This window comes from Mesorhizobium sp. BR-1-1-10, from assembly GCF_020165595.1.
GTDB classification, from domain to species: Bacteria; Pseudomonadota; Alphaproteobacteria; order Rhizobiales; family Rhizobiaceae; genus Mesorhizobium; species Mesorhizobium australicum.
In genome coordinates, this window is sequence record NZ_JAIUIL010000003.1 from 204,747 (window position 1) to 224,578 (window position 19,832).

The 19,832-nt window shown below is 62.5% G+C and carries 21 protein-coding genes and 2 tRNA genes; 14 read left to right on the forward strand and 9 right to left on the reverse strand.

Annotated features, from left to right (window positions below; translation table 11 throughout):
- The first annotated feature begins 3 nt into the window (after positions 1 to 3).
- The 3 genes from LB555_RS06885 to LB555_RS06895 all read left to right on the forward strand — a co-directional run bounded on the left by LB555_RS06885 (position 4) and on the right by LB555_RS06895 (position 1,064).
- The gene (locus LB555_RS06885) at positions 4 to 444 is read left to right on the forward strand and encodes a TadE/TadG family type IV pilus assembly protein (RefSeq protein ID WP_041163437.1); all 441 of its coding nucleotides are present in this window, start codon (positions 4 to 6) and stop codon (positions 442 to 444) included.
- Positions 434 to 838 (forward strand): TadE/TadG family type IV pilus assembly protein, encoded by a 405-nt coding sequence (locus tag LB555_RS06890; RefSeq protein ID WP_140661131.1) that lies wholly within the window; start codon positions 434 to 436, stop codon positions 836 to 838. The genes LB555_RS06885 and LB555_RS06890 overlap by 11 nt, the downstream gene beginning before the upstream one ends.
- Positions 839 to 988: 150 nt before the next feature.
- Positions 989 to 1,064 (forward strand) — tRNA-Cys (locus LB555_RS06895).
- A gap of 100 nt (positions 1,065 to 1,164) precedes the next feature.
- Here LB555_RS06895 and LB555_RS06900 read toward each other — a convergent pair.
- The 4 genes from LB555_RS06900 to phaC all read right to left on the reverse strand — a co-directional run bounded on the left by LB555_RS06900 (position 1,165) and on the right by phaC (position 6,126).
- On the reverse strand, positions 1,165 to 2,304 hold the full coding sequence (locus LB555_RS06900) for a hypothetical protein (RefSeq protein WP_140616111.1): 1,140 nt from the start codon (positions 2,302 to 2,304) through the stop codon (positions 1,165 to 1,167).
- Between the two features lie 202 nt (positions 2,305 to 2,506).
- A tRNA-Glu gene (locus LB555_RS06905) sits at positions 2,507 to 2,581 on the reverse strand.
- Between the two features lie 246 nt (positions 2,582 to 2,827).
- On the reverse strand, positions 2,828 to 4,075 hold the full coding sequence (locus tag LB555_RS06910) for a YcbK family protein (RefSeq protein WP_224682528.1): 1,248 nt from the start codon (positions 4,073 to 4,075) through the stop codon (positions 2,828 to 2,830).
- 215 nt (positions 4,076 to 4,290) lie between these two features.
- The gene (gene phaC / locus LB555_RS06915; protein ID WP_224682529.1) at positions 4,291 to 6,126 is read right to left on the reverse strand and encodes a class I poly(R)-hydroxyalkanoic acid synthase; all 1,836 of its coding nucleotides are present in this window, start codon (positions 6,124 to 6,126) and stop codon (positions 4,291 to 4,293) included.
- Positions 6,127 to 6,224: 98 nt separating this feature from the next.
- Between phaC and LB555_RS06920 the strand changes: the two genes are divergently transcribed.
- The 7 genes from LB555_RS06920 to recJ all read left to right on the forward strand — a co-directional run bounded on the left by LB555_RS06920 (position 6,225) and on the right by recJ (position 13,139).
- Complete coding sequence (locus LB555_RS06920; RefSeq protein ID WP_224682530.1) at positions 6,225 to 6,617, forward strand: hypothetical protein; 393 nt, start codon at positions 6,225 to 6,227, stop codon at positions 6,615 to 6,617.
- Between the two features lie 44 nt (positions 6,618 to 6,661).
- A complete protein-coding gene (locus LB555_RS06925; RefSeq protein WP_015317568.1) occupies positions 6,662 to 7,879 on the forward strand; it encodes an LL-diaminopimelate aminotransferase in 1,218 nt (405 codons plus the stop codon).
- A 37-nt stretch (positions 7,880 to 7,916) separates the two neighbouring features.
- Positions 7,917 to 9,230, forward strand: a complete 1,314-nt coding sequence (locus tag LB555_RS06930) for a homoserine dehydrogenase (RefSeq protein ID WP_015317569.1) — start codon at positions 7,917 to 7,919, stop codon at positions 9,228 to 9,230.
- A gap of 128 nt (positions 9,231 to 9,358) precedes the next feature.
- Positions 9,359 to 9,715: a hypothetical protein gene (locus LB555_RS06935; protein ID WP_015317570.1), complete on the forward strand. Its 357-nt coding sequence runs from the start codon at positions 9,359 to 9,361 to the stop codon at positions 9,713 to 9,715.
- Positions 9,716 to 9,784: 69 nt separating this feature from the next.
- Positions 9,785 to 9,952 (forward strand): Thivi_2564 family membrane protein, encoded by a 168-nt coding sequence (locus LB555_RS06940; protein ID WP_015317571.1) that lies wholly within the window; start codon positions 9,785 to 9,787, stop codon positions 9,950 to 9,952.
- Between the two features lie 202 nt (positions 9,953 to 10,154).
- Positions 10,155 to 11,138, forward strand: a complete 984-nt coding sequence (gene glpX / locus LB555_RS06945; protein ID WP_015317572.1) for a class II fructose-bisphosphatase — start codon at positions 10,155 to 10,157, stop codon at positions 11,136 to 11,138.
- Between the two features lie 219 nt (positions 11,139 to 11,357).
- Complete coding sequence (gene recJ, locus LB555_RS06950; RefSeq protein ID WP_015317573.1) at positions 11,358 to 13,139, forward strand: single-stranded-DNA-specific exonuclease RecJ; 1,782 nt, start codon at positions 11,358 to 11,360, stop codon at positions 13,137 to 13,139.
- Positions 13,140 to 13,162: 23 nt separating this feature from the next.
- Here recJ and LB555_RS06955 read toward each other — a convergent pair whose 3' ends face one another.
- The 4 genes from LB555_RS06955 to folE form a co-directional block, all read right to left on the reverse strand.
- A complete protein-coding gene (locus tag LB555_RS06955; protein WP_140873667.1) occupies positions 13,163 to 13,720 on the reverse strand; it encodes a dihydrofolate reductase family protein in 558 nt (185 codons plus the stop codon).
- Between the two features lie 92 nt (positions 13,721 to 13,812).
- Positions 13,813 to 14,787: a patatin family protein gene (locus LB555_RS06960; protein ID WP_411908811.1), complete on the reverse strand. Its 975-nt coding sequence runs from the start codon at positions 14,785 to 14,787 to the stop codon at positions 13,813 to 13,815.
- A gap of 80 nt (positions 14,788 to 14,867) precedes the next feature.
- A complete protein-coding gene (gene hisI, locus LB555_RS06965; protein WP_015317576.1) occupies positions 14,868 to 15,329 on the reverse strand; it encodes a phosphoribosyl-AMP cyclohydrolase in 462 nt (153 codons plus the stop codon).
- 42 nt (positions 15,330 to 15,371) lie between these two features.
- Positions 15,372 to 16,007 carry a GTP cyclohydrolase I FolE gene (folE, locus tag LB555_RS06970; RefSeq protein WP_015317577.1) on the reverse strand — a complete coding sequence of 212 codons (636 nt, stop codon included), beginning with the start codon at positions 16,005 to 16,007 and terminating at the stop codon, positions 15,372 to 15,374.
- Between the two features lie 240 nt (positions 16,008 to 16,247).
- Here folE and LB555_RS06975 point away from each other — a divergent pair, with 240 nt between their 5' ends.
- Positions 16,248 to 16,694, forward strand: coding sequence for an iron-sulfur cluster assembly scaffold protein (locus tag LB555_RS06975; protein WP_015317578.1), 447 nt, complete (start codon positions 16,248 to 16,250; stop codon positions 16,692 to 16,694).
- Between the two features lie 20 nt (positions 16,695 to 16,714).
- Positions 16,715 to 17,182 carry a cell envelope integrity protein TolA gene (locus LB555_RS06980; protein WP_224682531.1) on the forward strand — a complete coding sequence of 156 codons (468 nt, stop codon included), beginning with the start codon at positions 16,715 to 16,717 and terminating at the stop codon, positions 17,180 to 17,182.
- 22 nt (positions 17,183 to 17,204) lie between these two features.
- Here the strand turns inward: LB555_RS06980 and LB555_RS06985 are convergent, their stop codons facing one another.
- A complete protein-coding gene (locus LB555_RS06985; protein ID WP_140616125.1) occupies positions 17,205 to 18,122 on the reverse strand; it encodes a LysR substrate-binding domain-containing protein in 918 nt (305 codons plus the stop codon).
- A 322-nt stretch (positions 18,123 to 18,444) separates the two neighbouring features.
- Here LB555_RS06985 and yidD point away from each other — a divergent pair, with 322 nt between their 5' ends.
- Positions 18,445 to 18,819, forward strand: coding sequence for a membrane protein insertion efficiency factor YidD (gene yidD / locus LB555_RS06990; RefSeq protein ID WP_224682691.1), 375 nt, complete (start codon positions 18,445 to 18,447; stop codon positions 18,817 to 18,819).
- Positions 18,820 to 18,957: 138 nt separating this feature from the next.
- Positions 18,958 to 19,776, forward strand: a complete 819-nt coding sequence (gene blaOXA, locus LB555_RS06995) for a class D beta-lactamase (RefSeq protein WP_224682532.1) — start codon at positions 18,958 to 18,960, stop codon at positions 19,774 to 19,776.
- The last annotated feature ends 56 nt before the right edge of the window (positions 19,777 to 19,832 follow it).

Below are 19,832 nucleotides of genomic sequence, written 5' to 3' on the forward strand. Positions count from 1 at the left end.
TCCGTGGATCGCCGATCGTACTCAATTCTTAAAGATGAGGTAGGCGCTGCGGCCGTTGAGTTCGCGATGGTGCTGCCCTTCCTGTGCCTGGCGCTGCTCGGCATCGTCGACGGCTGGTCATACGTCACGAACTCACTGTCGATGCGCGCCGGCGTCAAGACAGCGGCAAACCTGGTGCTGGCTGGGTCGACTGACGATGCGGCAACGCAGGCCGTTGCCCTTTCGAGCTGGGAGAAGCGGCCGGACGACGGACAGGTCACGCTGAGCCGGATCCACAAATGCGGGACGACGGTGGTCGACGCCTCGACGCTGTGCAGCGGACCGAAGTTGTCGGCGGTCTTTGTTCAGATCCAGGCATCGGCCACCTGGACCCCGCCCTTCACCTTCGGCGTCTTTTCCGCCCCCAGCACGATCGGCCACCAGGAGTTGATCCGTGTTCGGTAATGCGAGGGGCTTCAGGGCCGATCGATCGGGCGGAGCCGCGCTCGAATTCGCGCTGATCGCACCGTTCCTCATCATGCTGCTATTCGGAATCTTCGCCTTCGGCTGGTCGATGAATTCGGCCTCAAGCGTTCGGTACACGCTGGAGGCGTCCGCACGGTCCCTGCAGCTTAACAACACGCTGACTCAGGCCGACATCCAGGCGATCGCGACGCAGAAACTGCTTGCGCTGGGTCTGAAGGATGTCAACGTCACGATCGCCATCGATCCCGTGAGCGGCGGCTTTCGCATGGCGCACCTGACCGCTGCCTATGCGTTCGTCATAGACTTCCCGTACTTCAGTGCCTTTCCGATCAATTATGCGACGACCGTTACCGTGCCGCTGGTCGGCAGCTAGACGTGGGCTGTCCCTGCCATGTCGGCGAAGGACGTTTGGAACGGTTCCATTCCGCCCAGTAACAGGCTCTTTTGCCAGCGCGGGATTGTCGAAATTTTTATCCAAGACATCAAGAATCTTTAAACTCCTGCCCTTTACGAAAGCACGTATGGCCTCGTGGCGGAGCGGCTACGCTAGAGACTGCAAATCTCGGAAGCCTCGGTTCGATTCCGAGGCGAGGCCTCCAAAATCCCGATGCGGCTGGATCGTCGGTCCGGGACGGGATTGGAGCCGTCCCTGGTCCATTACGCATTACGCCGAGCGGTTCCGCTTGGGCGCAAAAAGCTCTAACGGAACAGATATCTCGACACCTCGGGGTTGCCGCGGCGCCACATCACGTTGTCGAGGAAATAGTGGTGTACGTTGATGAAAATCAACACGATGAAGAAGAACAGCGACGACCCAAGGACCTCCCGGTCATAGGGGACAATGGCGGTCAGCGCGGTCGGAATCAGCCAGAAACCCAGACCGCCAAGGAGGAGGCCAGCACTAATGAACTCCAGGAGCCGCACTCTGTAGGCCGGACCAAGAATCGACAGGATTCTGGATTGCGGAATTTTTTCGGCATCGCGCGCATCACGCTCGACATTGCTCTGATAGCGCCAGACCACCGCCAGGTACTGCAAGGAATGGAGCGCCGGCACTACGAGCAGCCAGAGCGGGTTTGTCCTTACGATCAGAATCCAAAGATATAGCGACGCGCTGTAGGCGATGATGCCGTTATATGGCAGGCTGCCGCCATTCCTGGTCCAGCGATTGATCAGCATCACAACCGTGGCAGCCGTGGAAGCGGCCGCGGCCGAGAGTGCAATCGCATTGAGCCATGCAGGGGTGGCAAACGTGTAATATTCCAGCCCCAGGTATTTTCCCTGGCTGACCGCCGTGTTCGTCTGAAGCCACGCGAACAGCCAAACGGCATAGCTGTTGACCAGCAGGATTTTCTTGTCCGGATCGGTGAAGAACCGGCGCTTCAGGACGGCATCCACCATCAACATGCCGTAGCCTTGCTTGACGTAGTGCCAACCCACGAAAAAGAACATCGCGTTGGTTGCATTCCCCAAGAGCCGGGCGTTAGCCGTTATCGAGCCATAAGCGAAAAATGCGCCCATGAGCAGAGGAACGACGATGCCGGCGAAGATGTAGCGGATCTGCAGGTTCCTGTCGTATCCGTCGCCACGCAGCTTCCGCCCAAAATTGCGGTAGAAGAGTTGGTAGGAGTGGGCGAAGTGCGGATAGTTGATCAGATAAGCCAGGAAAAGCATCGTCGCCGCTACGAGCCCTTCGTATCTCAGCGGCACGAAATACAGCACGGGCAAAATCAGGAATGCGCTGCCGCCAAGCATCAGAAAGTCCGCGAGCGGACCAAAGAGATATTTTGGAGGCGTTGCCGCAGGAGCGCGTGTATCCGCCGAAAGGTGAACTGCCATGTGAGCGCTCCCTTACGGTCCATTTAACCACCGGCCCGTTTGCTCGACAAGGTCGAGAATCCGAGCGGTCACCGCAACAGGCTTGAGCATCGGCCGCAACGGACGCCGTGATCCTCAAATTGTCGATGCGGTGCCGCCCTGCCAAATCTGCCGGGCACTCGCTGTGTAGAATCGGGAAGGAGAGACCGAGGCCTGAAAAATCTGGTACGCCCAAGGGGAATCGAACCCCTGTTACCGCCGTGAAAGGGCGGTGTCCTAACCGCTAGACGATGGGCGCGCTCAGACGAAGCGGCTTATACTGGCGTTGCGCGCAACCGGCAACCCGTTAGGTGCCGCCTTGGACAACTTTTTTCCGACCTGCCAAATCAGCGTTTTCGCGGGGGCGGAAGAGCTTGCAATTTGCGGTGACGTCAGGCGCCCCGGCATCCTCGGGTGTTCGCGACGGAGCTTCGCTCCTGCTCTGCCCGTGGCTGACGAAGTCGCGGCCTTCGCCGCTGACAGGCTCCGGCCCGACAAATCGCCGCTAGCCGTCGTCACCGCCGCTGCGCCGGCGGCAGCGCCAGTTCCAGTCGCGCTCGGGGCCGACGTCGACATGAACCGATTCGGTGTGGCAGTAGGTGCCGACGCCACCGCGGCCGGGCATGGTCCTGATGTAATTCGCAAGCTCCCACTTGGAGACGCCGGGCACCTGGATGTCGGCGGCGGCGCAATACATGTGCAGCGAATTCTTGGCGCCGTTGGCGCGCCGGTTGCGGGCCGGATCGCGATAGCCCGAGGTCACCATCATCTTGCGGCCGTAATGGCCTTCGATCGTCTTCAGCACGCGCACAAGGGACGGCTTCAGGCAAGCCACGTCGACGCTCTCATTCTGCTTCAAGAGACCGTTGGGCGCGAGCCGAGCCATGCCGGCGGCGGAGGCAACCTGATAGGAGCCGCCCGAGCCTTCGTCCTCGTTGAGGTCGACGTCGCTTTCATCGTCGAGGCCGGATTTGCGCTTGATCTCGAACAGGGCCGTCTGGCGCACGCCGGGCAAGGCGTCACTGCCGGTGATGTGACCGGCATCGCCGCCGAGTGAAGCCAGTTGCAGTGGCTTCTGCGTGGAATCAGCAGAGGCCAAAGTGATGATCGGTTTTGCCGCAGGCGGAGCAGGCTTGGGCTGCACGGCAGGCTGTTCGCCCGATCGGGTGTTGACCAGCGGAGCAGGCGTCGCCGAAGCCGGGGCGGCGCCGAACATCGAGGCCAGGAAGCCTTTTTTCTTCGGCGCGTCGGCTTGCGGTGCCTCGCCGGCGGTCACGTATACCGGATTGTTCATCACCGGTGCCGCGGCTGGCGTCGGCGCGGTGGCGGCGGCATCGGCGGCGGCGATCTTCTGGGCGACCGCGTCGGTCTGCCGCGCCGTATGTACCGGCTGCTGCAAGGACTGCGGCGTCTGTCCCGCGATCGTTTCCGCGCCGGCCGGTATGGTGAGCGGGAAAGTGGCCCCAGGCTTGGCAATCGGTACGTAAGCAACCTTTTCGGGGAGTGCCGTGTCGCTTTCGCTCATCACGGTCGTCTGCTCTGTCGCCACTTGCGACGACGAATCAGCGGCGAGAGGCTTGCCCGCGGAGGCGGCGTGGAGGTCCGATGCGGAAGCATTATAGCCGGGCATTCCAACCGACATTGTCGGATCGCCAGCCGATGTGCAGGAGGCCAGAAGCATGGAGCAGAGCGCTGCCACAATGGCGCGGCGTTCTCCCTTTGCGAGGCTCCATCCTGCTGATTTCAAAGTCAAATTCCCCCTCGGTGTCCGATCGGTATATACCTGGCGCCGACTGGTATGTCCGCGTCAGGTGGACCTTTGTCTCCGATCCGGAAACGAGACCTGTGTCAAATCAGCAAGCCTGTAAGTATTTTTGCAGCGATTGCCGAATTGCGGCCGCTTGATGGTTGACGACACCATTTCGCCCGCTTTTGCGGGGGCGTCAACTCACCAGACATTACAGTCCGTTACACACGCACCTTGACATAGGTCCCGGGAGCATCGCCCAAGGTTTTCATATGCTTGCCGGGTTTGCGGGCAGGCACACGGGTGTTGTCCTTGGCCTCTATCCAGCCTTGCCAGTGCGGCCACCAGGATCCCGGATGGCCGGTGGCGGAGGCTATCCACTGGTCGAAGTCGCCCTTCGGCGGACCGCCGGTCCAGTACTGATATTTGTTGGATGCGGGCGGATTGACGACGCCAGCAATATGGCCCGATCCCGCCATCACGTACTCGACCGGGCCGCCGAAATATTTCGAGCCGAGGAAGACGGACAGAGCCGGCGCGATGTGATCTTCCCGGGAGGCGAGATTGTAGACCGGAATGGTGACATCGCCGAGCGAGATCGTGTGGCCCGCCAGTTGCATCGTGCCGCGCGAGAGGTTGTTCTCGAGATAGCAGTTGCGCAGGTAGAAGGAGTGGTTGGCCGCCGCCATGCGGGTCGAATCGGCGTTCCAGTAGAGCAGGTCGAAGGGCAGGGGGTCCTTGCCGCGCATGTAGTTGTTGACGACATAGGGCCAGATCAGGTCACCCGAGCGCAGCATGTTGAAGGCGGTCGCCATCTTGGTGCCGTCGAGATAGCCCTTTTCGTTCATCGACTTTTCCACCGCCGCGACCTGTTCCTCGTCGACGAACACTTTCAGATCGCCGGCATGGGTGAAGTCGACCTGTGTGGTGAAGAAGGTCGCCGACTTGATGCGGTCGTCGCCTTCCCCAGCCATCAGCGCCAAGGCCGCCGCCAGCAACGTGCCACCGACGCAGTAGCCTATAGCATTGACGTCGCGCTCGCCGGTCGCCTTCTCGATCGTGTCGAGGCCGTATTGCAGGCCTTCCCTGATATAGGCTTCCCAGTTCTTGGCGCCGTGGCGTTCATCCGGATTGATCCACGAGATGACGAAGACGGTGTGGCCTTGCTCGACCGCCCAGCGGATGAAGGATTTCTGCGGGTTGAGGTCGAGTATGTAGAACTTGTTGATCCAAGGCGGGCAGATCAGCAGCGGGCGCTTCAGCACCGTCTCGGTCGCCGCATCATACTGGATGATCTCGGCGACATCGCTGCGGCCGACCACCTTGCCGGGCGTGGTGGCGATGTTCCTGCCGATCTCGAAGGGTGAATAGTCAGCCTGACGCAGTTTGAGGTCGCCCTTGCCGGCGGCGATGTCCTCAGCCAGCATCTTCATGCCGCGCACCAGGTTTTCGCCGTTGGAGGCGACGGTTTCGCGAAACAGTTCGGGATTGGTCAGGATGAAATTGGACGGCGAGATGGCGTTGGATACTTGCTTGACGTAGAAGCTCGCCTTGTGGCGGGTATGCTCGTCCAGGCCTTCGGCATGGTCGACCAGTTCGGACGCCCAGCGCGAGGTGACCAGATAGGCCTGTTTCAAGAAGTCGAAGAAGGCGTTGCGGCCCCATTCCGGGTCCTGGAACCGCTTGTCGCCGCGCTCCGGCTTGACGGCATCGTCGGCCCCCTCGGCATTGGGGCTGACGCGCTGGATGGCGTTCGCCCAAACCGTCATGTAGCCAGCGAACAGCCGCGTCTGCGCTTCGAGCGCCCGCTGCGGATCGGCGAGCCAGTATTCGCTGAGCTTGGAGAAGGTCTTGACCATGTCGACGACCGGCTCGGCGACCTGGTCGCGCACCTCACCTTTTTCGCGCGGTTCGGCCCATGCGGAAGCCGCCTTGCCAGCCTGCTCGATCATCCGCGCCATGTTCAGCGCGAAGCGTTCCGGGTCCTTCACCAGATATTGCTCGACCGTCGAAGGTCCGCCATCTTCCGCTTTGCCCGAATCGGGTGTTTTGGACATGGTTCGCGGGGTTCCTCCGGAAGCGTTTTCTTGACATATTAACATGGGACATCCGACAGGGTCCAATCTCGCTCTACCCCGGCTGCCAAGGAAACAATATGACGATTAAGTTTGGCGAGACTGTTTTTTTCGGTGCCGGCCACTTTTGCCGCATCAGCGCGGCCATCATGTTCCTGGCCGTTGCCGGATGCTCGAGCACGAATACCAGCGGTCCGGTGCCGATGGCCACCGACGCGGGCCCGAAGGACACCGGCACCTTTCCGAACCTCAACATCCCGCCGCAGGTGGCGGCGAAACAATTCACCGAGGCCGAGAAGAAAGCCAAGCTCGCCCAGTTGAAGGCCGACGAGAACGGGCAGGGCGCCAAGGGCGGCGGCGCGGCCGTCACCAACCAGGCGGCGCTGACCGATCTCGCCAAGAAACATGGTCCGCAGACCCTGAAGCAGATCGAAGGCAAATGCGACCCCGCCCTCGACCCTACCTGCAAATGAGTATATAGCGCGCGCCCAACGCTCCCTTGCTGTCTGGAACTGCCATGGAAGAATTTCACAAGGTCCGCCGGCTTCCGCCTTACGTGTTCGAGCAGGTCAACCGGCTCAAGGCGAGCGCCCGTTCGCGGGGCGCCGACATCGTCGACCTCGGCATGGGCAACCCGGACCTGCCGACGCCCAAGGCCATCGTCGACAAATTGTGCGAGGTCGTGCGCGATCCGCGCACGCACCGCTATTCCTCGTCGCGCGGGATTCCCGGTTTGCGCCGCGCCCAGGCAAACTACTATGCCCGCCGCTTCGGCGTGAAGCTCAACCCCGACACCCAGGTGGTGGCCACGCTCGGTTCGAAGGAAGGCTTCGCTAACATGGCGCAGGCGATCACCGCGCCCGGCGACGTGATCCTGTGCCCCAACCCGACCTATCCGATCCATGCCTTCGGCTTCATCATGTCGGGCGGGGTCATCCGCTCGCTGCAAGTCGAGCCCGATGACGGCTTCATTCCGGCGCTCGAGCGCGGCGTCCGCCATTCGATCCCGAAGCCGCTAGCGCTGATCCTCAACTATCCATCGAACCCGACGGCACTGGTCGCCTCGCTCGATTTCTACAAGGACGTGGTGGCCTTCGCCAAGAAGAACGACATCATCATCCTGTCCGACCTCGCCTATTCGGAAATCTACTTCGACGGCAATCCGCCGCCTTCCGTGCTGCAGGTGCCGGGCGCCATCGACGTCTGCGTCGAGTTCACCTCGATGTCGAAGACCTTCTCCATGCCCGGCTGGCGCATGGGCTTCGCCGTCGGAAACGAACGGCTGATCTCGGCGCTGACCCGGGTCAAATCCTATCTCGACTACGGTGCCTTCACGCCGATCCAGGTGGCGGCGGCGCACGCGCTCAATGGCGACGGCGCCGATATCGCCGAGGTGCGCGACATCTATCACAAACGCCGCGACGTGATGGTCGATGCGTTCGGCCGCGCGGGATGGACCATTCCGGCCCCCGCGGCCTCGATGTTCGCCTGGGCGCCGATCCCTGAGCCGTTCCGTCATCTGGGCTCGCTCGAATTCTCCAAGCTGCTCATCGAGCACGCCGATGTGGCGGTGGCGCCCGGTGTCGGCTTCGGCGAACATGGCGACGATTTCGTGCGCGTAGCACTGGTCGAGAACGAACACCGGATTCGCCAGGCGGCACGCAACATCAAGCGCTTCCTGTCGGCCAGCGCCAAGCAGCCCAACAATGTGGTGCCGCTGTCCGCCCACCGGTAAATACAAATTCGATCTTATTTGAGGGGCGTCGCCTTCCATGGCTGAAGCACTGCGTGTTGGAATTGCTGGACTTGGCACGGTCGGTGCATCGGTGGCGCGCGTGTTGCGCGACAAGGCGGCGGAACTGACCCGCCAATGCGGGCGCGACATCATCGTGTCGGCGATTTCCGCACGCGACCGGAAACGCGAGCGTGGCATCGATCTGAGCTCCGCGAATTGGTTCGACGATCCGGTCAAGATGGCGCAGACCGCCGAGATCGACGTGTTCGTCGAGCTGATCGGCGGCGATGAGGGGTCGGCGCGCGCCTCGGTGAAGGCCGCGCTCGAAGCCGGCCGCCATGTCGTCACCGCCAACAAGGCGCTGCTTGCCAAGCATGGCGTGGCGCTTGCCGAAATCGCTGAAAAGAAGGGCGTGCTGCTCAATTACGAGGCCGCGGTGGCAGGCGGCATCCCGGTCATCAAGACGATGCGCGAGGCGATGGCCGGCAATTCCGTCACTCGTGTCTTCGGCATCCTCAACGGCACCTGCAACTATATCCTGACCCGCATGGAGGCCGAGGGCGTCTCCTTCGACGTCGTGCTGAAGGACGCGCAGCGGCTGGGTTATGCCGAAGCCGACCCGACCTTCGACATCGAGGGCCATGACACGGCGCACAAGCTGTCGATCCTGACCAGCCTTGCCTTCGGCACCAAAATCGCCGCCAACGACATCTACATGGAAGGCATTTCTAACATTACCCAGGCCGACATCCGTGCCGCCGGCGATCTCGGCTACCGGATCAAGCTGCTCGGTGTCGCCCAGCGCACCGAAAGCGGCATCGAGCAGCGTGTGCACCCAACCATGGTGCCGACTGCTTCGGTCATCGCGCAGGTGCATGGTGTCACCAACGCGGTGGCGATCGAGACCGATATCCTGGGCGAGTTGCTGCTCTCGGGCCCCGGCGCCGGCGGCAATGCCACCGCCTCGGCGGTCATCGGCGACATCGCCGACATCGCCAAGAGCCGGCCCGGCTTCCAGCATGGTCCCGTCTTCGGCCGGCCGGCGAAGGAGCTGAGACCGTATAAGAAGGCGCAGATGCGCAGCCATGCCGGCGGCTACTTCATCCGGCTGACCGTGCACGACCGCATCGGCGTGTTCGCGGCGATCGCCAAGCGCATGGCCGACAACGATATTTCGCTGGAATCGATCGTCCAGCATGCGGTCAGCGGCGAGGCGGCGGCGCAGAAGACGGTGATCCTCGTCACCCACGAGACTACCGAGGCCGCCGTGCGCAAGGCTGTCGACGGCATTACCAAGGACGGCCATCTGACCGACAAGCCACAGGTCATCCGCATCGAGCGGGCAGGGTAGCAGGCAGCCTCGTTGCGGTGGGCATAACCACCGGCGGTGTATCTCGGTTCGGTGAGGACGTCCCGCTGCCGCCGGAACGAATTGGCGTCGGTACCGTTCTCTTGGTCAGCAACCAAGGGAGCCGCTTCATGGCCGATACCAACAAATCCGACGCCCCTGACATCGGCGACATCCAGAAGACGCTGGAAAAGCAGATCGCCGACCTGCGCAAGGAGATCACCAAGATCAACAAGAGCATTTCGCAGCGCAGCGCGGAAATGCTCGATGATGCCAGTGAGCAAGCATCGGATTTCTACGATACTGCCGCTTCCCGCGCCTCGCGGACAGCGCAGCAGTTGCGCAGCCAGGCCCAGTCCGTTTCGGAAGTCGCGCGTGAAAATCCGGGCACGACGACCGCCGTGGTTGGCGTGATCGGCCTGCTCGGGTTTCTGGCCGGGATTGCCGTCGGCCAGTCGATGAACGACACCTCGCGCCGCTGGTATTGACCGCGCCGATATTGAGCCGGCAATGCCGGCTCATTTCTCCGTTTCAGCAAGTCATTTAAGGAGGGCATTATGGCTTCGTCCGTGTTAATCGGCATCCTGATCACATTTCTCGTCATCATTCTCGTTCTCTACCTGGTGCAGCGGCTGCCGCTTGATGCCAGGATGAGGCAGATCGTCCAGGTCATCGTCATCATCATCGGCATTATTTCGCTGCTCAAATACCTCGCGGTTTTCTAGGACCACGAAGACGGCAATTTCTGTTTCGTGCCGGCTCGGTTCATCTCAAACCGGGCCGGCATTGTTTTCAAAAATTCGGTTCAATCGATTGATATTGCTATCCTTTCGATAAACCATCCGGCAGGTCTTGCCGTTGTCATGGTCGTTTGACAAAACAAGCACGCCTCTTGGCGGGAGGCGGCATCAAACGAGGATTTGTCGAATGAATGTGGCCCAGAACATCGTCGCCGGCCTTGACCGGATACTCACCATGGAACTGGTGCGCGTCACCGAACGGGCCGCGGTCGCGGCCGCCAGGCTGCGCGGCCGCGGCGACGAAAAGGCTGCCGACCAGGTCGCCGTCGATGCCATGCGTGAGGAGCTCAACCGCCTCGCGATCAAGGGCACGGTGGTGATCGGCGAGGGCGAGCGGGACGAGGCGCCGATGCTCTATATCGGCGAGGAGGTCGGGACCGGCAAAGGGCCCGCGGTCGATATCGCGCTTGATCCGCTCGAAGGCACGACGATCTGCGCCAAGAACCTGCCGAACGCGCTCGCCGTGATCGCGATCGCCGAGAAGGGCAGCCTGCTGTTCGCGCCCGACGTCTACATGGACAAGATCGCGGTCGGTCCCGGTTACGCCGACGGAGTCATCGATATCGACGCATCGCCGGCCGAAAACGTCGCCAGCCTTGCGCGAGCGAAGGGCGTTGCTGTGTCCGACATCACGGCCTGCATTCTCGACCGTCCGCGCCACGCCAAGCTGATCGATGCCGTGCGCGCCACGGGCGCCGCGATCCGGCTGATCGGCGACGGCGACGTCGCCGGCGTCATCCACACCACGGACGCGGAAGAAACCGGCATCGATATCTATCTCGGCACCGGGGGCGCGCCGGAAGGCGTGCTGGCCGCTGCGGCGTTGCGCTGCACCGGCGGCCAGATGCAAGGCAGGCTGATCCTTGATACGCCGGAAAAGGTCGCACGTGCCGCAAAGATGGGCATTTCCAATCCGAAGCGGATCTATCAAGCGGAAGACATGGCGCGCGGCGACGTGCTGTTTGCGGCCACCGGTGTCACCGATGGCAACATGCTGGCTGGCGTCAAGTTCGGCCGCACATACATCACCACCCACACGATCGTGCTGCGATCGTCATCGCGGACCGTGCGCGAGATCAAGGCCAGGCACCAGGATATGGATAAGTTCTAGACCCGCTTGCGAAGCCGGGCCGCAGTTGTTAGCCATCTGGCTGCCTCCGATGGCGGCAAGGGTTTAACGATGACACCGCCCGATCGGCATGCGGCCTCTGATGTCTCGGGCGGCCAGCGAACGGTGGGTGCACGGCTGAAAGGCGGAAAGCGTAGTTTTTCTTGAAGTCTCCCGCGGCCTTTGGCTTATCCTGCCGCCAACCATGAGTTGGCAAAGCGCATGATGGGCGAAAGGCGCCTCTTCCTCGATGTCAGGCAGTCGGCAACCGGTCTCTCCTGGGAGCACCGGCTGACCGAACGGCAGGACATGATCGCGCTCGCCATCGCACAGGGTCATGGCGTGCCCGACATCGTCGCGCGCGTTCTTGCCGGACGCGGCGTGGCCGCCGACGAGACCGAGCGGTTTCTGGACCCGACGATCCGCGACCTGTTGCCGAACCCGGCCTCGCTGACCGATATGGACAAGGCCGCCATCCGCATCGCCGCCGCCGTCATGGCGCGGGAGAAAATTGCGATCTTCGGCGATTACGACGTAGATGGCGCGGCCTCGTCGGCCTTGCTGAAGCGGTTTCTCACGCATTTCTCGGTGCCGTCGGAAATCTATATCCCGGATCGTATTTTCGAGGGCTACGGTCCCAATCCCGATGCCATGCGCGAACTGGTATCGCGCGGCGCGACGCTGATCGTCACAGTCGATTGCGGCACCAACAGCGCCGTTTCGATCGACGCGGCCAATGCCGCCGGCGCCGATGTCGTGGTGCTCGACCACCACCAGGTCGGCGGCGTCTTGCCTGCGGCAATTGCCGTCGTCAATCCAAACCGCGACGACGACCTTTCCGGACAGGGCCATCTCTGTGCCGCCGGTGTCGTGTTCCTCGCCTTGGTCCAGACCGCAAAGGTGCTGCGTGGCCTGAGCGATGTCACGCCGCCCGACCTGCTTTCCCTGCTCGATCTCGTGGCGCTTGCCACCGTTTGCGACGTGGTGCCGCTCACGGGCGTCAATCGCGCCTTCGTTGTCAAGGGTTTGCAAGTGGCGCGACAGCAGAAGAATGAAGGCATGGCCGCGCTGGCACGAGTGTCGCGCGTTGGCGAGCCGATCAGCACCTTCCATCTCGCCTATCTGATCGGTCCGCGCATCAATGCGGGCGGGCGCATTGGCGATGCGGCACTCGGCAGCCGGCTGCTTGCAACGGACGATCCCGTCGAGGCGCAGACCATCGCAGAGACGCTAGACCGGCTGAACCAGGAGCGGCAGCTGATGGAGCAGGAGATGCTCGCCGCCGCGCGCGCCGAAGCCGATGCCGAGCTCGCGGGCGGCAGCGGCCCGGCGATCGTCGTCACCGCCAGCAACAGCTGGCACCCCGGCATCGTAGGCCTGCTTGCCTCACGACTGAAGGATCACGCACGGCGGCCGGCCTTTGCCATCGCCTTCAACGCCAACGGCACCGGCACGGGCTCGGGCCGTTCGGTGTCGGGTTTCGACCTTGGCCGGCTGGTGCGCGAAGCCGCCAATGCCGGGCTCATCGTCAAGGGCGGCGGCCATGGCATGGCTGCCGGCATCACCGTCGAGCGGGCAAGACTGGGTGAGCTCAGGGCCTTCTTCGAGGAGCGGGCAGCCGCCGACGTTTTCAGGTTGCAGGATGAGGAAAGCCTGGCGATAGACGGCGCGCTTGCCGCCGAAGGCGCGACGCTCGGCCTGCTCGATGCGTTGGAAAAGGCGGGGCCCTTCGGTGCCGGGCATGTCGCGCCTGTTTTCGTGCTGCCGCGCCATCGGCTGGCCGACATCAGGCCGGTCGGCACCAACCATATTCGCGCCGATTTACAGTCGGAGAGCGGCGGCCGCATCCAGGCGATCGCCTTTCGCGCCGTCGATACGGTGCTTGGCGAGTTCCTTTCCAAGAACCGCGGCAAGACGGTGCATGTCGCCGGCTCGCTGTCGGGCAATTACTGGAACGGCAACCGTACGGTGCAGTTTCGCATCATCGACGCCGCGCGGGCGTAGGGCGCGCCGGAAACCCGCGCAATTCAGCCGGCCGGCGCATAACGCAGCAACGTCACGCCCTGGGGAAGACTTTGCGTGCCGAGCGGGGTCAACGCCAGCGACAGGCCGGATTCAAAATATGGCTTGCCGCCACCCAGCACCACGGGATGCATATAGAGCCGGTATTCGTCGATGAGGCCGGCTCGTGCCAGAGAGGCGGCAAGGTCGGCGCCGCCAAGGATGACGAGGCCATCGGCCTGCGCCTTGAGAGATCGTACCGCATCCTCCGCATCGCCATCCACCAGCCGGGCATTGAGCCCGACTTGCCGAAGCGTGGTCGAGAAGACGATCTTCGGCGTTTCGCGCCATGCATGGGCAAAATCCCGCTCGACCTCGGTGGCGCCGGTTTCGCGTTCAGGGCTGTCCCAGAAGCGCATGGTTTCGTACATGCGCCGTCCGGCGAGCACGGCGGAAGCCTGTCTCATCATGTCGTTGAAGTGCTGGTGCAGTTCCGCCTCGGGCACTGGCAAGCCGATGTCCTCGTTCGATCGGGCGATATAGCCGTCCAACGACGTCAGCATGGAATAGACAATCCTGGCCATCGGCACCTCCGCCTGGATTGACGCAGATCACCATAACCAATTGCGTTTTGCAATCGGTTTGTCCTGAGGCCAATACAACTTGAGGAAATGGTCTAGGCGAGAACCGTCTGCAGCCGCGTCAGTTCGCCGATCTGCGCCATCGTCGCCTGGTAGCCGAGCTGGATCGCCTCGTCGGCCCGGTGAAATTCGGTGAGGCCGATATGGCTGAGCTTGGGCTGCAGCGACATGTCGGGCGGATCGCCGGCAAGTCTCGCCCGCGAAATACGGTCCTGGATGATGTTGAAGGCTTCGACCATCACGCCGGTGATGCCCAAACGCGTCTGGTGCGATTGGTGTTGGGCGTCGACCTGGCCGGGCCTTGGCGCATCCTTTTCGATAACCAGCTCGCCAGCGCTGTGCTTGATCACGGCGGCGCGGCCGAACAGGTCGTAGTGGAGGTTGACCGCCACGACGAGCGGCTGCTCGTAGGCGCGGCAGACCGAAACGGGCACCGGGTTGACCAGCGCTCCGTCCACCAGCACGCGGCCGTTGCAATCGACAGGCTCGAACACGCCAGGCAGCGCGTAGGACGCGCGCATGGCGGTGATCAGCGATCCGCTCGACAGCCAGATCTCGTGGCCGGTGCGGATTTCCGACGCGACGCAGACAAATGGCTTGGGCAGATCGTCGAAGCGGATGCCGGCCACGTGCTCGCGCAGGCGCGCGTCCAGCTTCATCCCGCCGAAGAGGCCGCTGCCGCGCAGGTTGAGATCGAGCAGGCCGAAGATACGTCGTCTGGTGAGGCTGCGGGCGAACTCTTCCAGCTCATCCAGTTTGCCGGCCAGATAACAGCCACCGACCAGGGCGCCGATCGAGGTGCCGGCGATCATCGAAACTTCGATGCCGGCTTCATCGAGCGCGCGCAGCACGCCGATATGGGCCCAGCCTCTGGCGCAACCGCCGCCGAGCGCGAGCGAAATACCTGTTTTCTTGGGGGAGGTTGTTTCGGATGCGCCGCCTGCCGAGGACAGGCCGTTGGCCTCCCTGACATCTGGTCTGTTACGCAATGACGCCCATTCGAGCATCATGATCTCCCTTGTCCCAGGCTAGTATACGGACGGGCCGTATCGAAATGATGAATCTATGTGGTCGGTGTCAGGCAGAAGGTTCAAGCTGATGGCTTCCGATACGTGTTTTCCGCATCGAACAGCGGCTTGCTGCCGTCGTCGGCAAGCGTCCCCTTGCCGTCGATCAGCCCCACCGTCCGATAAAAGCATGAACGCCGGCCGGTGTGACAGGTTGCGTCGTGGCCCAACACTTTCACGCGAAGCCACACCGCATCCTGGTCACAATCCGTGAGCATCTCGACGACATGCTGGAAATTGCCCGAGGTTTCGCCCTTCTTCCAGAGCGTGTTGCGCGAGCGCGACCAGTAATGGGCAATGCCTGTTTCCAGCGTCAGAGCCAGCGCCCGTGCATTCATATGCGCGACCATCAGCAGCATGCCGTCGGCGGCATCGGTGACGACGACGGTGACAAGACCGGCGGCATCGAAGCGCGGCGAAAACACCGCGCCTTCCTCCAAGGCTTTCTTGTCCGAGGGAGCTTCCGGAAATTCCAGTGCCGACATTGCCGGTCTATCTTCCTATTGACCGCGACGTCGGCAAAGGGCTTACGCCCTGCCGCCGCGCACCATGGTGACAAAACGAACCTGCTCTTCGGGCGTATCCTTGAAGACGCCCGTGAAGGTGGAGGTCAGCGTTGTGGAACCTTGCTTACGGATGCCGCGCATGGCCATGCACATGTGCTCCGCCTCGATCATGACGGCAACGCCGCGCGGGTTGAGCACATCCTGGATGACGCCGGCAATCTGGGCAGTCAGGGCTTCCTGCGTCTGCAGCCGATGGGCAAAGATATCGACGACGCGCGCGATCTTGGACAGGCCGACGACCTTGCCGTCGGGCAGGTAGCCGACATGCGCCTTGCCGATGATCGGCACCATGTGATGTTCGCAATGCGAATGGAACTGGATGTCCTTGACGATGACCAGGTCGTCGTAGCCGGCGACCTCCTCGAAAGTACGGCCAAGCTCCTCGGCCGGGCACATGTCGTAGCCGCCGAACATTTCGCGATAGGCCTTGGTCACGCGCTTGGGCGTGTCGATCAAACCCTCGCGATCCGGATTGTCGCCGGTCCAGCGCAGCAAGGTGCGTACGGCGGCCTCGACTTCGGCCTCGCTCGGGCGGTCGGTGACCGGCTTTTCCATATAGGCGGACTGGGGCATTAGTTTCTTGATGACGGCATCCATAAAAGGCGTCTCCCGTAGTTCCTCTCTGAGGAGGAACGAGTTGAACGGACCACGACCTTTCGGTGTCGGAAACTCGCCCCGTTTCCAGCCCCGTAAGCGGCGTGAACTTCCCGGCAAGGACAGTGGCGTTCGCCGCCTTGTCGATACCGGACTGCCAGCATTATATATGGTCGTGCCGAGCGAATGAAAGACGCAACAACGGCAATCGCTGTTCGCTTGGCGGCGACGGATTGGAAAATAATGATCAACGACGTCTACAACGCGAAAATTCTCGGTTTTGCCGGAAATATCGCCCGCATCGGCCGGCTCGATCATCCCGACGCGACCGCGAAAGCGCATTCCAAGCTGTGCGGGTCGACCGTTACCGTCGACCTCAAGATGGAGGACGGCGTGGTCACCGACTTCGCCCACGACGTGAAGGCCTGTGCGCTCGGACAGGCATCGTCCTCGATCATGGCGCAACATGTCGTCGGCGCCAGCGCTGAGGAATTGCGCGCGGTGCGCGAGACCATGCTGAAGATGCTGAAGGAGAACGGCGCGCCGCCGGAAGGCCGCTTCGCCGACCTCGGCTATCTGGAGCCGGTGCGCGACTACAAGGCGCGTCACGCGTCGACCATGCTGACTTTCGACGCCGTGGTCGACGCCATCGGCCAGATCGAGAAGAAGCGCGCCGACGAAGCGGCCTGAGAGTGGTCTTCGAGCTTACGGTGAGCGGATCCCGCCAGAGCGGTCGTTCATGCCATGGCTTTGTGTTCGCCGGTACTCTTGCCGCTTCACTTGTGTCGGCCGGTGGCTCAAGCGGGGCGGAACCAGCAGTCCATCGCGATATCGGCGACTATCTCATGAGGGCCGTCCAGCCCTGTTGGAACGTGCCCGCAAATGCCACAAATACTGCACGCGTCCGGATCAGCCTGAACAAGGACGGATCGCTCGCCGGGCCGCCAAAAATCGTCGGCCCCGTGACATCGGCAAGGCATAAGGTTGCCGAAGCCGCCATTCGCGCGATCACGCGTTGCGCGCCGTTTCCCGGGCTGGCGTCCTACGGCGCCGACTATGATTTGTGGCGCGACATCGTCGTCACATTCTACCCAGCAGTCGACCCGGCGGCGGGACATCCGTCCATGGACATCAACGACCTCGATAAACTTCTCGGAAAATACAAGAAGGTAAAGTAGCCGGCTCCGGCCAGCGCACGGCTCAGGCCGGAGCTTTCAGCGCTCGCCTGCTTTCGATGAATTCGCTTCTTAGCCAGTCGGCGAAGGCCGCGGCCGGTTCGGAGAGACTGTGCAAACTCCTGGCCACCAGCCAATAGGCCCCGGATGCGACATCGATGTCGAACGGTTTGACCAGTGCTCCGGTCTCCAATTCTTCTCCAATCTGCAGGAGATCGCCCAGCGCCACGCCGTGGCCGAGCAGCGCGGCCTGCTTGGAGAGTGAGGCGTCCGCAAGCATCGGCCCGCGCGTGGGCATGGCGTTGGCGGGTACGCCCGCCGCCTCGAACCAGCGCGTCCAACCCTGGCGGTTTTCCTCGTGCAAAAGCGTGAAGCGAGCAAGATCGGCCGGCTTCCCGAGGGCTGGGCCCGATGAAAGCAGCGCCGGCGACAGAACCGGCGAATCGACTGTCGAGGCCAGCCGCTCGGCTTCGCTGCGGGGCCATGACGTCGCGTTCGAGCTGAAACGTAAGGCAAGTTCGGGCTGGTCGCTGCGGAACTCGATCAGCCTTGGGTCCACTTCGAGGGAGACGTCGATATCGGGCCGCAACTGGCGAAACCGGTTGAGCCGGGGTACCAGCCAGACGGATGCAATCGACGGCTCGACGCTGACACGAACCACGGCCTGCGCGGGAACCGCGACCAGTTCCGAGAGTAGTTTGTCGATGTCGTCGAAACTTCTGACCAGTTGAGCAAGCAGCCGACGGCCTGCATCCGTCAATTCGACGCGGCGATGGTGCCGTTCGAAAAGCGGTTGGCGCAGGAAGGTTTCGAGTTCGCGGATCTGCCGGCTGATCGCCGCCTGTGAGACGAAAAGCTCCTCGGCGGCGTTGCTGAAGCTCAAATGCCGCCCCGCCGCCTCGAAGCTCCTCAACGCCGTCAGGGGCAAGCGTCCACGCTTCATTTCGCATAACCCAGGATTATCCGAAGCGGAAATTATACTCGTTTGAAGGCGAAGGCCAGCGGCGGTCTAATCGTCTTCAAGGAGATGCCGCCATGATGCAGTTGCTTGAGATCCTTGGCGACGTCATACGGATCGCGACGTTCCAATGGCGCCACGAAAGACGCGCTGCAAGGCATCACGAAGAATGGTCTCATCCTGGCCGCTGGGCGCCGCCAGCCGACCGACGGCCATTTCGCCGTTCTCGCCCGTGACCGCACGGCGATCGGGATTGCGTTCTCCGGTGCAAGCGCACATCTATCAGCTGGAAAACGCGGAGATCGCAGTGGGCGACCAGCACAGGCATGCGCATACAGCCGGAGCGTCGAGGCGCGGCCGCAACTGGGCCGGCCCCTGGCGCAAGACGCCGGGCCGCTTGCTCGGCACCTCGCTCGTGCGGCTTTACCAATTGACGCTGTCCGGCTTTGTCGGCAATTCCTGCCGCCATCTGCCGACCTGTTCGGAATACGCGCATGAGGCGATCGCCCGCCATGGCCTTTGGGCCGGCGGCTGGATGGGGTTGTTCCGCGTGCTGCGCTGCGGCCCATTCGGCACGCATGGCATCGATCTGGTTCCGGAAGCGCTGGCGGACCGTAACGTCTGGTTCATGCCCTGGCGTTATTGGCGGGTCGGCCGCAAGCGCGGCGGAGCGCAGGGCTAGGGTGGCTGGTCACACCGCGCTGTTTACGCTCCGGTAGGGTTAACGCAAGCCTGCACAACAACTGCGCATTTGAGACAAAATCGAGACAAGAGACCTCGCTAAGCCCGCTCGCGAACCCCCTTCTGGAGCGAGCAGAAAATGCGCAATGTCGATCGTCTTCCCTTTATCATGGCTGGTGTCCTGTTCCTGCTCGCCTGGCTGCTGGGATTTCCGATGCGCGCGCAGTCCGCGCCGCTCGCGGACGTGCAGTGCACGCTGATCGCCGATGCCCAGAGCGGCAAGACGCTTTACCAGGACGGTATCTGCGACCAGCGCTTCAGCCCGGCCTCCACGTTCAAGGTGCCGCTTTCGCTGATCGGCTACGACGCAGGCATCCTTGCCGATGAACATACCCCGGCATGCGACTACAAGCCTGAGTTCAACGCGGTGAAACGCGACCAGAAAACCGTCGATCCGACGATCTGGGAACGTGATTCCATCATCTGGTTCTCGCGCGAGATCACCCGCAGGCTCGGACCTCAGAAATTTGCCGGCTATGTATCGAAGTTCAACTATGGCAATGGTGACGTTTCTGGCAATCCTGGCAGGGATGACGGGCTCACCCATTCCTGGGTTAACTCTTCGCTCAAGATCACGCCAGTCGAACAGGTTGCCTTCCTGCGGCAACTGCTGGCCGGCACAATGCCGGTGTCGGCCAGGGCGCATGAAATGACACGCGCCATCATGCCGAACTTCAAGGCTGGCGACTGGGCCGTTCAGGGCAAGACCGGCACGACCAGGCTCGGCGCGGGCGGCAAGGACAAGCGCTCGCTCGGATGGTTTGTCGGCTGGGCTGGGAAAGACGGCCGCCAGATCGTGTTCGCCCGGCTCGTCGTCGATACGAAGCGCACCGACATGCCGAAAGGGTTGGCGACACGGGCTGCGTTCCTGAAGGACCTGCCACAGCTGATTAAGTGAGCCGGGCTTTACGGCGGCGGCATCTGCTCATAAAAGACTGCCGCCGCCGGACGCAT

Excerpts from the sequence above, each read along its gene's own strand:
- blaOXA (WP_224682532.1), top strand. The coding sequence starts at position 18,958 with ATGCGCAATGTCGATCGTCTTCCCTTTATCATGGCTGGTGTCCTGTTC.
- LB555_RS06920 (WP_224682530.1), top strand. The coding sequence starts at position 6,225 with ATGACGATTAAGTTTGGCGAGACTGTTTTTTTCGGTGCCGGCCACTTT.
- LB555_RS06955 (WP_140873667.1), bottom strand. The coding sequence starts at position 13,720 with ATGGCCAGGATTGTCTATTCCATGCTGACGTCGTTGGACGGCTATATC.
- LB555_RS06925 (WP_015317568.1), top strand. The coding sequence starts at position 6,662 with ATGGAAGAATTTCACAAGGTCCGCCGGCTTCCGCCTTACGTGTTCGAG.
- LB555_RS06985 (WP_140616125.1), bottom strand. The coding sequence starts at position 18,122 with ATGAAGCGTGGACGCTTGCCCCTGACGGCGTTGAGGAGCTTCGAGGCG.
- LB555_RS06935 (WP_015317570.1), top strand. The coding sequence starts at position 9,359 with ATGGCCGATACCAACAAATCCGACGCCCCTGACATCGGCGACATCCAG.
- hisI (WP_015317576.1), bottom strand. The coding sequence starts at position 15,329 with ATGTCGGCACTGGAATTTCCGGAAGCTCCCTCGGACAAGAAAGCCTTG.
- LB555_RS06940 (WP_015317571.1), top strand. The coding sequence starts at position 9,785 with ATGGCTTCGTCCGTGTTAATCGGCATCCTGATCACATTTCTCGTCATC.
- folE (WP_015317577.1), bottom strand. The coding sequence starts at position 16,007 with ATGGATGCCGTCATCAAGAAACTAATGCCCCAGTCCGCCTATATGGAA.
- LB555_RS06960 (WP_411908811.1), bottom strand. The coding sequence starts at position 14,787 with ATGATGCTCGAATGGGCGTCATTGCGTAACAGACCAGATGTCAGGGAG.
- LB555_RS06930 (WP_015317569.1), top strand. The coding sequence starts at position 7,917 with ATGGCTGAAGCACTGCGTGTTGGAATTGCTGGACTTGGCACGGTCGGT.
- recJ (WP_015317573.1), top strand. The coding sequence starts at position 11,358 with ATGATGGGCGAAAGGCGCCTCTTCCTCGATGTCAGGCAGTCGGCAACC.
- LB555_RS06975 (WP_015317578.1), top strand. The coding sequence starts at position 16,248 with ATGATCAACGACGTCTACAACGCGAAAATTCTCGGTTTTGCCGGAAAT.
- phaC (WP_224682529.1), bottom strand. The coding sequence starts at position 6,126 with ATGTCCAAAACACCCGATTCGGGCAAAGCGGAAGATGGCGGACCTTCG.
- LB555_RS06900 (WP_140616111.1), bottom strand. The coding sequence starts at position 2,304 with ATGGCAGTTCACCTTTCGGCGGATACACGCGCTCCTGCGGCAACGCCT.
- glpX (WP_015317572.1), top strand. The coding sequence starts at position 10,155 with ATGAATGTGGCCCAGAACATCGTCGCCGGCCTTGACCGGATACTCACC.